This window comes from Mycobacterium hubeiense, assembly GCF_002838065.1.
GTDB classification, from domain to species: domain Bacteria; phylum Actinomycetota; class Actinomycetes; order Mycobacteriales; family Mycobacteriaceae; genus Mycobacterium; species Mycobacterium hubeiense.
Genome location: NZ_PIZU01000014.1, coordinates 57,712 through 70,270 on the forward strand (window position 1 = coordinate 57,712; position 12,559 = coordinate 70,270).

The following is a 12,559-nucleotide window of genomic DNA, read 5'->3' on the forward strand; positions in this document are numbered from 1 at the left end:
GCAGAAAACAGCGGAACACCAGCCGGGATGCCGTCACGTCGGAGTCGACGAGCAGGCACATGGGTCGCCGCCCACCTCGTGCAACGTCTGCTACCGCTGGTTCCGACACCACGAAGCTTCCGATTCGCCACCCGCCGCCTCGCCAAGCCCGACACCATCGCGGTGCCCACCCGGTACGGACCTGTTCGCTGCCTGATCTACTGGCCACACCCCGACGCTCCCCTCGCAAAAGCGAGTAGCAACGGGCCGCCGATCAACTTGCACCTGCACGGCGGCGCGTTCATCGTGCGCAATCCACGACAAGAGGAGTACATCGCCCAATACATCGCATCGGAAGTCGGAGCCGCGGTTGTGCTGGCCGACTATGCGACCGCACCCCAAGTGCAATACGCGGTGGCCGAACACCAGTGCTTCGATATCGCACGTTGGATGCGCACCGCGGCTCCCGCCCGTGGTTGGGACGCATCTCGGCTGTCGGTTTCGGGCGCAAGCGCGGGTGCGAAGCTGGCCGTCAACGTATGCCAACAAGCTCACGGCTCCGGCGACATCGCTTTTCGGGCAGCGGCATTGGCCTTCCCGGTCGTCGATCTCACGCGCGCTGATCGAACCTCCGCCAAAAGGCATCCACGGATCTCACCGCTGATCCAGCGGCTTGCCATCGACGCCTACTTCGTCGACCCGCGCCGTCGCCATGAGGCGCTGGCCTCACCCCGGTTCGACGATGACCTGCCGGCGGCCATGCCTCCCACACTGATATTCACCGGCGAGCTCGACACACTGGGGCCCGAGGGCGACGAACTCGCTGCGCGTCTCGCTCGATCGGGCGTTGCGGTTACCCATCACCGCTTTCTGAACACGGACCACGGTTTCACCAAGACAGAAACCAATACCGCTAGTGCTGCGATGAAACTCATTGGTGCCCATCTCATTCGGCACTTGGCGTGAGTGCGAAGTGCTGGGGCACTTTCGCTGCCGATGGATGCCGAGGCACCAGGGGCATAGCCTGACTTCGACCACCTGGACGCAGAGCGTTACCGCGTTCGACCTCAATACGTCGACGCCGCCGAACCGGGCACCATCGCGGGTACGGCGCCGATTCCCTGACGCCTCAGGCTGTCGCCCGCGTCGGCTGGGCCCGTCGTGAACTCACCTAATTGCCTTCTGGCGGCATCAACATGTCCTGCCAGGTTTGCACCTTCGCCCCTTGAGCCAAGTCAGATCGAGTATGGATGCGACCATCAGGTCCGATGTAGCTGCCGGTGGCGGGATCGTATGTGGCCGTAGCGATGGGAGGCACCGCGGCCGGTGGCACAACCTGGTCGGGCGGCGGCTGATCGGGAGGCAATTGCGGGATGTCTTGGCCAGACAGCGTCGCGTTGGGGTCGCCCTTCCAGTTGTTGCCGTCGTTCAGCGGCACGTACTCCTCGTCGCTTTCGCACATCTTCACCGTGGGTGCGCGCTTGCCCGGCACAGTCATGCAAGGCAGGTTGCGGGCTCCGCGAATGGCGATCGGCGAATCTTGTGGGATCCGGCAGTAGAGGCCAGCCGGTCGGTCGGGCGTGTCCTCGAAGGTAGGTGGCCGTATCTGCTGGGCGGGTAGAAACCCTGTGGTGCATGGATGATTCAGGTTTACGTTCAAATTGAAGTCCAGGTAGAGCCCCTTGTAGTCCTGCTTCGTGTCCTTGTTCGCCACCGTGATGCCCTGGACCGCGGCGATGCCCTGCGGAAGGAGCACCAGCAGCTGCTCCAGGCTCGCGTGGTAGTCGAGCGCGACCGGGGCGATGCTGACCAGGTTGGCGAGCAGCACCGGCAGCGAGGGCTGCAGACGTTCGACCAGCTGTCGAGCCTCGTCCGCGGTAGCATCACCATGTTCGAGAATCCCTGCCACCGAAGGGTTTTCGGCCTGCACCTGCGCGGTCACGGTGGCGACGTGGGATGCCCAGGCGCGTACCGAGTCCGACGTCTCACTCTGCGAGTCCAGCACCGGCTGCGACTGGTCGATCAGCGTGGTGAGCGAATCCAGGTGCCGGCGGGCGTCGAGCGCAAGCGCCGTCGATCCCTTGACGATGCGCGAGATCTCGGGCCCCAACCCGCCGACCGCGGTATAGCCCTCGTCGATCACCGTCTTCAGATTGTCCTGCGGGATCGCCTCGAGGCCCCGATTCGTGGCGTCGAGCAGGCTGTTGATGTCCGGCGGCACCGACGTACGGTCACGCGGGATGACGTCGCCGTCCTTCAGCGGCGCTGAAGCGCCGCTGCGCGGCAGCAACGTGACGTACTGCTCGCCGACCGCGGACTGGCTGTGCACCTCGGCGTCGAGATCCGACGGAATACTCGTCCCCGATCTCAGTGACAGCACCGCGTCGACCCCGCCGTCGCCGGTCAACCGCACCGCCTCGACCTCGCCCACTTCGACGCCGCGATACGTGACGTTTCCGCCCTCGTAGAGCCCGCCTGACGCGGGCAGCTCGGCGGTGACTGTGTACCGACCAGCGCCGAAGAGCATGGCCGGTACGTTGGCGTAGCTGGTCGCTATGACGGCGACGGCCACCACTGCCACGATCGCGAAGACGGCGAGCTGGATCCTGATCCGCCTGGTCATGTGCATGCTAGGGCCCCTGATCGAATCGGTACGGCACGATGAGAGGGTTGGCGGCGGTGGCCGGGCTAGGCAGTTGGCCGATCGTGCGACCCCACTGCAGCTCCAATTCTGTGAGATCGCCCTCCCATCGGGTGCCGGTAAACAGCCCCGTGTCGATTCGGCTCAGCGTCAGGTCGACGACGGCGGTGGCGTTACCGTAGTCCCCGCGTACCCAGTTTTCGAGGGTTTCGTTCGCCCACGGGTAAGTAGCGAGCACGCTGAGCGAACGGGTCAAGTCCGGACCGGCGTCGGCCAGCGACTTGAGCACCGGCCCCACCTGGTTCAGTTCCCTGACTAGGTTCTCCTTGCTCTGGTTGAGCGCGTCGGCGGTCACGGCGCTGAAGCCGCCCAGTTCGTCGAACAGCTCGGCGAGGTTGTCGCGCTCGTCCTTGAGCACGGCCAGCGCGTCCGGCAAAGTCTGAAGAGCTCGGTCCAATACCGGCTGCTGTTCGGCGAACCTGCCCACCAGGCTGTTCAGGCTGTCGGTGGCGGCGATGATGTCGTCGGTCTGGTCGTTCAGGTGGGCGATGAAGGTGTCGAGTTGCTCGATCAGGCTGCGCAGATCCTGTTCACGCCCGGAGAAAGCGACGCTCAACGCGCGGGTGATGTCCTGGACCTGGCCGAGGCCGCCACCATTGAGCAACAGCGCTACGGTGGCGAGCGTCTGCTCGGTTGTCGGATACGCGCCAGCGTTGGCCAACGGGATGAGCGAGCCGTCGCGCAGCCTGCCCTCGGGCGGCGCGTCGGCCGGAGCAGCCAATTCGACGTGCAGCGAACCGAGAAGGCTGGTCTGGCCGATCTTGGCCGTCGCATTGGCCGGCAGTTCCACGTCGCCGGCGATCCGCATGGTCAGCAACGCATGCCAGCCCTGGCGCTCGATCTTCGTGACCGTTCCGACCGTCACATCGCCGACCCGGACCCGGGAGTTCCGCTCGATGTTGACCACGTCGGGGAGCTGGGCGGCAACCACATAGGATCCCGGCCCGCCGCCTTCGGTCCCAGGCAGCGGCAGCGAGTTGACGCCGCGCCATCCGCAGCCCGTCGGCAGGGCCGCGGCGAGCAGCACCATCACCCCCGCCGCGCCGCGAGCCCAGCGATGGCGCCTCACGAACCGCCTCCGTGCGGCACCATCATGCCGGGTAGTCCCTCGGCCGGGTCCGTGGCGACTGGCAGGTCCGGCGGCGCCTCGGCGGCGAGCGGTCCGGCCGGCGGCGCCGGCGGCACATAGTCCGGGCGCATCCAGTCCTCGCTGTAGGTGATTTCGTTGGGTCGTGCCTGAGCACCGACGACGAAGTTGAAGCCGAACGGCAGGAAGTTGTACTGCCGGTTCTTGACGATCGGCGCCAAATACTGGACGCACAGCTTGGCGGATTGCTCGGCGTTCATACGCGACGCCGCCTGGACTGCGCCGCATAAGAACGTGATGGGATCGGAAAAGTTGGTGATGGCAGGCGTGCCGGTCAACGACGCATGCGCCGGCTCATACATGTTGATCGCGTTCTGGAACGCGGTCGGCGCCACGTGAAGTGCCTGCTTGATGTCGTCGAGGCTCTCGACCAGCGCGGTGGAAACCGCTGCCAGCCGGTCGGAAGTTGTGCCGATCGTCTCCCGGTTGTCGGCGAGAAAGCTCTGCGCGTCTCCTACGACGGCGTTGGCGTCCCGCAGTGCCCGGCCGACCTCGTGTGGATCGTCGGCGAGCAGCGCGGTCACCGCGGCAAAGTTGCGGTTCAACTGCTTCATCAGGTCCGAGCTCTGGTGCAGCGCGGACACCAGAATCGCCAGGTTCTTGACGCTCGCGAAGATGTCGGTGCTGTGGTCGCCGAGCGCCGAAAGCGATTGGGACAGTTTGATTATGGTGTCGCGGATGTTTGCGCCCTCGCCGCGCAGATTGTCGGCCGCGGTGTTGACGAGCGCGCCTAGCGTGCTGACCCCGCCGGGCTCGGTGGGCTGCAGCGTGCGGGTGAGCTCTTCGAGCTGAACACGGAAGTCGTCCCATTCCACCGGGACCGCGGTGCGCTGCTCGGGGATCACGGCGCCCTCGGCCATCACGGCTCCGCCGGTGTAGGCCGGCGTCAACTGGATGGCCCGTGCGCTCACCAGCGATGGCGACAGGATGGCCGCCTTCGCGTCGGCGGGCACCTTCTGTTTCTGGTCGTAGGAGAACGAGATCTTGACGCGGTCGGGCTCGGCTTCGATCTTGTCGATCTTGCCGACCGGCACACCGAGGATCCGCACTTCGTCACCGACGAAGATGCCGTTGCTGTTCGCGAAGTAGCCGACGACGTGGACACGGCGCACCCCGGCCGACGGGTGCACCACCACAATGAGCGCGGCGATCAAGCTCACCACCAAGACCGCGGCCAAGCCGATCCGGGCGTTGCGGGCGGTGATCATTGGCCTCCCTCCGCGGCGGCCGGTCCCTGGGGCGCTTCGTTCGGTGCCGGCGCGAACACCGGGCGAGGTGTCGGCACAGGCGTGTTCTGCATCCCCGGCGGAGCCGGTGCGGGGGGGCCGGGCGGCGGGCCACCCGGCGTCGGGGCCGGCGGCGGTTCGCGGTACGGATAGCAGCCCGTAGGCCCAGGTAAGGGCAGGCCGGGCGGACCGCAGCCCGGATCGCCGGGGTTGCCGGTGATGGCGTCCGGAATCGTCAATCTGGGTTCTCCGCCCTGCCCGGTCCGCGGGTAGGGAGCCGGCAGCGCCGGGGTGCCGGGCTGACCGACGGGCGGGTCAATGCGCTCGGACGGCAGCAGCGTGCTGGGATCCAGGCCGAGATCGGAAAACGCCGCGTCGACGAAGGGCTGGATGAACTGCCCCGGCAGCATGTTGGCGATGTAGGCGTTGAAGTACGGCCCGGAGGCAACCGATTCGCCCAGGCCCAGTGCGTACTGGTTGAGCAACTCCAGGGCCTTTTGCACCCGCGCCTTGCGGTTGTCCACGATGGTGAGCAGGTCGTTCACCTTGTCCAGCGCGGGCCGCAGTTGCGAGCGGTTTTCGGCGATCAATCCCTGCAATTCCCGCGCCAGATACGAGATGTTGTTGGCGATCTCATCGAGGGCATCGCTTTGTTCACGTAATTCGGCGAGCAGGGCGTTGCTATCGGCGATCAGCCGGGCGATCTGGTCGGTGCGTTCGGCGAGCACCAGCGTCGACTTGTGGGCGTTCTCCAGCAAGGTGCGCAACCGATCATCGCGCGCGTTGAGAGTCTGGGAAAACCGTGCCACGCCGTCGACGGCGCGCTTGAGATCCGGCGGAGTGTCGCTAAATGTCTGTGCCAGCGTGGCCAGCGAGTCGGAGAGCTGGTTGGTGTCCAGCCCGCTGATCGTGGTGGCCAGGTCTCCCAGGGCGTCGGGCAGCTGATACGGCGAGGTGGTGCGGTCGATCGGAATCGTTGTCGACAGCTGCCCCTGGCCGCGGGGTGTGACCTCGAGGATCTTTGAGCCCAGCAGCGTCTTGGTCTTGATTGCCGCCTCGGCGCGGTCGCCGAGGTCCACGTGGTCGTCAACACGGAATGTGACCAGCACACTGGGTCCGTCGAGTTCGACGCTGGACACCTGCCCCACCCGGAATCCGGAAACCTCCACCGCCGCACCGGAAGTGAGGCCACCGGCTTCGGCGAAATGCGCGGAATACGTCGCGCTCTGGGTGATGAACGGCAGCCTGTCGTAGTTGAGGGCGGCCAGGACGATACCCCCGGTGATCGCGGCGCCGACGATGCCCACGGTCAGCGAGTTGCGTTCGGTGATGGACCTCATTTCGGCGCACACCGCCCGGAGCTCTGGCCAGCTAGCTTGACGTACACCGGCTGACCGCCCTTGCCGTTCAGCTTCAGGATCAGATCGCATATATAGAAGCTGAAGTAGTCGCCATAGAGCCCTAACCGCGACAGCACCTTGTACTTGTCGGGCAGCGTGTTGATCAAGTTGTCCAGATAGTCGTGATCGGCGAGGGTCAGTTCGCCGACCCGGTCCGCTTCGTGGACCGTGCGTTGGATCGCCGGGCGGGCCTGCTGCAGCAGGTCGGCGACGGTGACCGCGGCCGCGTTGGTGTAGGCCAGCCCGGTGGCGATGTCGCTCTTGCGCTCGGCCAGTCCGGCGACCAGCTGCGACAGAGAGTCGACGCCCTTGTCGAACTGGTCGCTCTCATCGCCGATCGTTCCCAAGACGGTGTTGAGGTTGGCGATGGTCTGGCCGATCAACTGGTCCCGGTCGGCCAGTGCGCTGGTGAATGTCGCGGTCTGGGCCAGAAGGGAATTGATGGTCGGACCCTCACCCTGGAACGCATGGATCAACTGTGCGCTCAGCGCGTTGACCTGCTCGGGGTCCAATGCCCTAAACAACGGCTTGAACCCGCCGATCACCGCGTCCAGGTCCAGCGCCGGCGCTGTGCGGCTGACCGGGATCACTTCGCCTGGCGCCAGCCGCTTCATTCCGCCGACGCCCTCCTCCAGCGACAGGTAGCGGCCCCCGATCAGATCCTGGTAGCGGATGGCCGCCCTGCTGCCCTCGGTCAGCACCACCGACGTGTCGGTGGCGAATCCGACCACCACCGTCGCGTCCCGTTTGATCGAGATGTTCTTGACCTTGCCGACCTCCACTCCGGCGACGCGCACGAAGTTGCCGCTCTGCAGGCCGGTGATGTTGCTGAACTCCGCGCGGTAGACGTTCGCATCCTGAAACCGCAGTTCGGCGAAGGTCGCCAGCAATGCAAACAGCCCCAACGAGCAGACGCCCAGGAACGCCGTGAGGCGCCAGACGGTGCCTGACAGCTGACTTCTCACGGTGTGCTCCTGTCTGCGTTCGGCGGCTCGGGCGGTGATGCGGGGACGGGCTCCGGGACCGGGGGCGCCGGCGGAGGCGGCGGCGGGGGCGCCGGTGGCAGTCCCGGCCACAGCGGCTCGCCGCCCGGCCCGTAGAGCGGCGCCCCGTACGGTGGCGCACCCGGGTAGGGAATCGGCCCCGGGGCCGATGGGCCTTCCCCGTAATAGCGGGGCGGCTCCGGCACGGGCTTGGTGACCGGGAAGTAGTTGGCGAAGAACGGATGCCCGATGCCGGGATTGGGCCGATAGTCCAGGCCGGTGCCCCACCCGGTATTGGTCACCAGTGCCCGCACCGGGAAGTTCTTGCTCACATCGGGCAGCGACCCGCAGCCGGGCTTGCCGCCCGGACCGCCCTTCGCGGCGACGACGGGCAGATTGTCCGGATACTTGTAGGGGTCGTTGCCCCACAGGATGGCGAGATCGAGGATCGCGGTCCGGCCGTTGCCGCCGACGGCATCAATTGCGTCGTCATACGCCTTCTTAGCGCCGACCAGCAGACACGTGAGGCTGGGGTCGTATTTCAACAGCAGACTGGTCGTCGGTTCGAGGGCGTTGATCGAATCGATTAGGTTTTTGCTGCTCGGCGCGAGCAAGTTGGTGCCCGCCCGGGCGAATCCGATTGTGCTGAGCAGCAGCGCGTCCAGGTCCGCCGCGTGATCGGTGATCGTCGTGCTCGTGGTGCTCGCCGCGTCCAGGATTGCCACGATGTCTTGCGCGGCCGCGTCGTAGGTGTCGCTGAACGCCTTGAGCGATCGCCAGTCCTGCCGCACTGTCTCACTGCGCGGGTTCAGGGCGAGCAGCACCTGGTTGGCCGCGGTGGTGGCCTCGCCGATCCGCTCGCCCTGCCCGCGGACACCATCGGCGAGGGCAGTGAGTACCGCGTTGAGTTTGGGCGGATCCACGTGATGCAGCACATCGACGAGATTTCCGAAGACGGTGTTCACCTCGGTGCTGACGTTGCGTGACATCAGCACCGCGCCCGCTTCAAGCCGCTGCGGGCTGGGGTTCTCGGGGTAGATCAGGTCGACGTACTTCGCGCCGAACGCGGTGGTGGCGCGGATCTGCGCTGCCACATTGGACGGGATGTACTGAATCTGGTCGGGGTAGATCTCCAGCTTCAGTCTGACGGGATCGTTGCCGCCGACGACGGATGTGACGCGGCCGACCTCAACACCGGACATCTTGACTTTGCCGCCGGACTCCATCACCAAGCCGGCGCGATCGGAGGTGACCGTCACCGGAACGAACGACCGGAAGGACCCGCTGTACAGGCCCGCGGTCAACAGGACCGATCCGACGATCACCGTCAGCAGGATCGCCGTCCACCACGCCGGCGGCAGCCGTCTTTCCCCTGGCCGGGGCTGTCGGAATTCCATCGCGCTACCCGGACAGATGGAAGTTGCCGGACTGGCCGTATACGGACAGCGAGACCATCAACACCACAAGCACCACGGCGACAAGCGAGGCACGCACCGCCCGGCCGACAGCTTCGCCGACGCCGGCGGGTCCACCCGAGGCGGTGAAGCCGTAATACGTGTGGATCAGCATGACCACGATCGCCATCACCACCGCGGTGAAGAAGGACCACAGCAGGTCGGTCGGATTCAAGAACGTGTGGAAGTAGTGGTCGTACACGCCGGTCGACTGACCGTAGACGACGGTCGTGCCCAACCGGGCAGCGATGAAGGCCATCAACACCCCGACGCAGTACAGCGGACCCACGACGATCGCCGCCGCCATCAACCGCGTGGAGGCCAGGTAGCCGACGGTGCGGATGCCGATCACCTCGAGCGCGTCGATCTCCTCGTTGATGCGCATCGCGCCCAACTGCGCGGTCGCGCCCGCGCCGATGGTCGCGGCCAGGCCGATACCGGAGACCAGCGGCCCGATGATGCGAACATTCAGGTAGGCGGAGGTGAATCCGGTCAGCGCTTCCACACCGATACCGGTCAGCAGGTTGTAGCCCTGGACGGCGATGAGCGCTCCGGCCGACAGGGTCAGGAATCCGATGATGACGATGGTGCCGCCGATCACCGCCAGCGCGCCGCTGCCCAGGCTCATCTGCGCGATCAGGCGCAGCGTCTCCCCCCGGTAGCGGCCCACGGCGTCGCGGACGTCCGCGATGGTGGCACCGTAGAACTCGGTCTGCCGACCGACCCGATTCCATTGGGAGGCGCACTCATTCAGCACCCGCCTGCTGCGGGTGAAGGGATAGCGGGAGATGCCGGGGGTCACATCGTCGCCTTCACACCGACTGCGGTCGCCACCACGTTGATCACGAACAGCGCCATGAATGAATAGACGACCGTTTCATTGACGGCATTGCCCACACCCGCCGGGCCGCCACCGACGTGGATGCCCTTATAGCAGGCGATGAGGCTGGCGGCGAGCCCGAAAAGGGCCGCCTTGGACAGCGAAATGATCACCTCCGGGAGCCCGGTCAGCAGCGTCAACCCCGCCGCGAACGCGCCGGGAGTGACGTGCTGAACGAATACCGAGAATGCGAAACCGCCGGCGATGCCCACGATGGCCACCATCGAGTTGAGCATGAAGGCCACCACGGTGGCGGCCAACACCCGCGGCACCACCAACGCCTGGATCGGGTCGATGCCGATCACCCGCATCGCGTCGATTTCCTCACGGATCGTGCGCGCGCCCAGATCCGCGCACATCGCCGTCGCTCCTGCGCCGGCGACGACAAGAACCGTCACCAGCGGCCCGATCTGCGTGACCGCGCCCAGCGCAGCCCCGCTGCCCGAGTAGTCAGCCGCACCGAATTCCACCAGCAAGATGTTCACGGTGAACACAGCCAGCACGGTGAACGGAATCGACAGCATGATCGTCGGCAACAGCGACACCCGCGCCACGAACCACGTCTGATCCAGAAACTCGCGCCAGGCAAACGGCGCGCGCGGGATGGCGATGAGCGTGTCAAACGCCAGCATGAAGAAGTCGCCCAGCGCGCGAACCGGCTTGGTGGCCGTCTGCGATGAGATCACGGCCCGTGCTTCCGCTGCTTCGCCATCGCCCTCTTCCCCCCGGGAGTTCGTCTCGATACTGTGGAACCGTATTAGTACCATAATCTCTAGCCGATAAGGAAGCGGGGAGCCCGATGCGCATCTCTTCGATTGCCTACGCGGCGGAGTACTGGCTGGCGCCGGGACGGTTCTTCGCCCGCACCACGCGGCTCGGTGACCGCTTCCTGCTCAACCTGCCGGGCGCCGTCGACGCGTTCTGCGTGACGCATCCCGACGATGTGCGGGCGGTGTTCAGCGCAAGCAACTCGGTGCTACAGCTGACGCCGGCGATGGACCGTTTCGCGCCGCATCACGCGGTATTCGGCGAGAACACGCTGATCAGCATGGAGGGCAGAGAGCACACCACCAACCGGCGCTATGTCAGCCCGCCCTTCCACGGCAGGGCACTGAAGACCTACGAACAAGCTATGGTGCGCCTGACCGAGGAAGCCCTCGCAACGTGGCCGTTGGGCGAGGAGGTCAGCTTCCGAGATCGCTCGGGCCCGATCGCGCTCGACATCGTCGCCGAAGTGATGTTCGGCGTAACCGACCCAGAACGCTCCCTTCGGGTGCGCAAAGCGGCGATTGCGTGGCTCGACGCGATCCGCAGCACGCGGCTTGCGATTCAAACCGCGTGGGCGACCGGTCGCGGCGGCAAGTGGACCGGGAACTACGACGCGATCACGAACGCGCGCCTGGCGGTCGAGGCGCTGGTGCAGGAGGAGGTCGACGAGCGTCGGCGCGCCGGAAACGACCGTCGCGACGATGTGCTGGGCATCTTGCTCGGTGTCCGTGACGACCACGACGATCCGCTTCCCGACATCCTGGTGCGCGAACAGGTCGCGGGGCTGCTGATAGCCGGCTACGAGACCACAGGCCAAACCCTGTCCTGGCTCGGTAACGAGATCACCCGCATGCCCGAACTTCTCGACCGTCTGACTGAGTCTGCACAAGGCGATGATCCGGAGTGGATCGACGCCACGATCTACGAGGTGCTGCGGATGCATCCGCCCGTGATGTTCAACATCCGGTATGTGGCCGAGCCGTTCGCGTTCGACGACGGCGTGGAGCTGGGGCCCGGCCGCATCGTCATGCCGTTCACCTACGCCGTGCACCGCCGCGGCGACCTCTACCCCGAACCGGACAAGTTCCTGCCCGAGCGTTTCCTCGGCACTCGACCCAAGACCTCCGAGTGGATCCCGTTCGGCGGCGGCACCCGCCACTGCCTGGGCGGGCCCTTCGCACTGTTCGAGCTCCGCATCATCCTGCGGACAATCCTGCGCCACGCCCGCTTCCGCGTCGCGACCACGCCCGTCGAACCGCCCGTGCGCATGAACATTTCGCTGGTTCCCAAGCACGGCGGCCGCGTTGTCCTCGACGCTGCCTGACTCCTATCGTGGGCGGGTGCCCAGCGATTCCGCAGACGAACTCGCCGAGCGGATCCAGCAAGCAGCGCTGACGTGCTTCCAAGAGGTCGGGATCCGACGCACCTCGATGGACGACATCGCCCGCGCCGCGAGAGTTGGCCGGATGACAGTCTTCCGGCGCTTCGAGAGCAAGGAGCGGCTGGCGCAGACCGTCCTGCTACGGCTCGTGGCACAGGCGACCGAACGAGTCCGCCATGCGTTCACCAGCGCCCCGGACCTCGAAACTGGCCTCACCGAAGCCCTTTTCACGTCGGTGACGGAGCTGCGCGACCATCCGCTCTTCGCGAAATTGATGAGGACGGAACCCGAATCGTTTCTGGGAGCTCTCACGACCGACGGCGCGAGCGTAATCGCGTTCCAGCGACACGCAGTCGCCAGCTGGCTCGGCTCCAGTGGCGGCGGACCGCTAAGCGACGAGGACGCAGCAATGGTCGCGGAATGGACCGCGCGTCTAGGTGTGTCACTGATCCTCGCCCCCGAAGGCCTCATTCCGCTGGAAGACGATGACGATATGCGCGCGTTCATCGCGCGTTATCTCGTTCCTGGGATAGCGCGGCTCGCCACGGAGTCGAGCGCGGCCGCCACGCGTGGCAGTCCCACTACAGGGCAGGACGAGTGCGAATGAGTCGACCGAATACTGTTGCGGCGCTTATCAGTT

11 protein-coding genes are annotated in these 12,559 nt (G+C 66.0%); 3 read left to right on the top strand and 8 right to left on the bottom strand.

Going from position 1 to position 12,559, the window contains the following annotated elements; translation table 11 throughout:
- Positions 1–27: 27 nt before the first annotated feature.
- Positions 28–945, top strand: a complete 918-nt coding sequence (locus CWS39_RS12990) for an alpha/beta hydrolase fold domain-containing protein (RefSeq protein ID WP_306768832.1) — start codon at positions 28–30, stop codon at positions 943–945.
- Between the two features lie 205 nt (positions 946–1,150).
- Here CWS39_RS12990 and CWS39_RS12995 read toward each other — a convergent pair whose 3' ends face one another.
- Genes CWS39_RS12995 through CWS39_RS13030 form a run of 8 tightly spaced genes read right to left on the bottom strand, consistent with a single transcriptional unit; the run spans position 1,151 to position 10,402 of the window.
- A complete protein-coding gene (locus CWS39_RS12995; RefSeq protein ID WP_102143333.1) occupies positions 1,151–2,608 on the bottom strand; it encodes an MCE family protein in 1,458 nt (485 codons plus the stop codon).
- 1 nt (position 2,609) lies between these two features.
- Positions 2,610–3,710, bottom strand: coding sequence for a virulence factor Mce family protein (locus CWS39_RS13000; protein ID WP_102143334.1), 1,101 nt, complete (start codon positions 3,708–3,710; stop codon positions 2,610–2,612).
- A gap of 35 nt (positions 3,711–3,745) precedes the next feature.
- Positions 3,746–5,035, bottom strand: coding sequence for an MCE family protein (locus CWS39_RS13005; protein ID WP_102143335.1), 1,290 nt, complete (start codon positions 5,033–5,035; stop codon positions 3,746–3,748).
- Positions 5,032–6,393 (bottom strand): MCE family protein, encoded by a 1,362-nt coding sequence (locus CWS39_RS13010; RefSeq protein ID WP_102143336.1) that lies wholly within the window; start codon positions 6,391–6,393, stop codon positions 5,032–5,034. The genes CWS39_RS13005 and CWS39_RS13010 overlap by 4 nt, the downstream gene beginning before the upstream one ends.
- Positions 6,390–7,418: an MCE family protein gene (locus tag CWS39_RS13015; RefSeq protein WP_102143396.1), complete on the bottom strand. Its 1,029-nt coding sequence runs from the start codon at positions 7,416–7,418 to the stop codon at positions 6,390–6,392. The genes CWS39_RS13010 and CWS39_RS13015 overlap by 4 nt, the downstream gene beginning before the upstream one ends.
- Positions 7,415–8,833 (bottom strand): MCE family protein, encoded by a 1,419-nt coding sequence (locus CWS39_RS13020; protein WP_102143337.1) that lies wholly within the window; start codon positions 8,831–8,833, stop codon positions 7,415–7,417. Before CWS39_RS13020 ends, CWS39_RS13015 begins: the two co-directional genes overlap by 4 nt.
- A 4-nt stretch (positions 8,834–8,837) precedes the next feature.
- Positions 8,838–9,692, bottom strand: coding sequence for an ABC transporter permease (locus CWS39_RS13025; protein WP_431306125.1), 855 nt, complete (start codon positions 9,690–9,692; stop codon positions 8,838–8,840).
- Complete coding sequence (locus tag CWS39_RS13030; RefSeq protein ID WP_233213500.1) at positions 9,689–10,402, bottom strand: MlaE family ABC transporter permease; 714 nt, start codon at positions 10,400–10,402, stop codon at positions 9,689–9,691. Before CWS39_RS13030 ends, CWS39_RS13025 begins: the two co-directional genes overlap by 4 nt.
- Positions 10,403–10,569: 167 nt before the next feature.
- Between CWS39_RS13030 and CWS39_RS13035 the strand changes: the two genes are divergently transcribed.
- Positions 10,570–11,862 carry a cytochrome P450 gene (locus tag CWS39_RS13035; RefSeq protein WP_102143339.1) on the top strand — a complete coding sequence of 431 codons (1,293 nt, stop codon included), beginning with the start codon at positions 10,570–10,572 and terminating at the stop codon, positions 11,860–11,862.
- Between the two features lie 16 nt (positions 11,863–11,878).
- The gene (locus CWS39_RS13040) at positions 11,879–12,526 is read left to right on the top strand and encodes a TetR/AcrR family transcriptional regulator (RefSeq protein ID WP_158240342.1); all 648 of its coding nucleotides are present in this window, start codon (positions 11,879–11,881) and stop codon (positions 12,524–12,526) included.
- The last annotated feature ends 33 nt before the right edge of the window (positions 12,527–12,559 follow it).

Excerpts from the sequence above, each read along its gene's own strand:
- CWS39_RS12990 (WP_306768832.1), top strand. The coding sequence starts at position 28 with ATGCCGTCACGTCGGAGTCGACGAGCAGGCACATGGGTCGCCGCCCAC.
- CWS39_RS12995 (WP_102143333.1), bottom strand. The coding sequence starts at position 2,608 with ATGCACATGACCAGGCGGATCAGGATCCAGCTCGCCGTCTTCGCGATC.
- CWS39_RS13000 (WP_102143334.1), bottom strand. The coding sequence starts at position 3,710 with ATGGTGCTGCTCGCCGCGGCCCTGCCGACGGGCTGCGGATGGCGCGGC.
- CWS39_RS13005 (WP_102143335.1), bottom strand. The coding sequence starts at position 5,035 with ATGATCACCGCCCGCAACGCCCGGATCGGCTTGGCCGCGGTCTTGGTG.
- CWS39_RS13010 (WP_102143336.1), bottom strand. The coding sequence starts at position 6,393 with ATGAGGTCCATCACCGAACGCAACTCGCTGACCGTGGGCATCGTCGGC.
- CWS39_RS13020 (WP_102143337.1), bottom strand. The coding sequence starts at position 8,833 with ATGGAATTCCGACAGCCCCGGCCAGGGGAAAGACGGCTGCCGCCGGCG.
- CWS39_RS13030 (WP_233213500.1), bottom strand. The coding sequence starts at position 10,402 with ATGCTGGCGTTTGACACGCTCATCGCCATCCCGCGCGCGCCGTTTGCC.
- CWS39_RS13035 (WP_102143339.1), top strand. The coding sequence starts at position 10,570 with ATGCGCATCTCTTCGATTGCCTACGCGGCGGAGTACTGGCTGGCGCCG.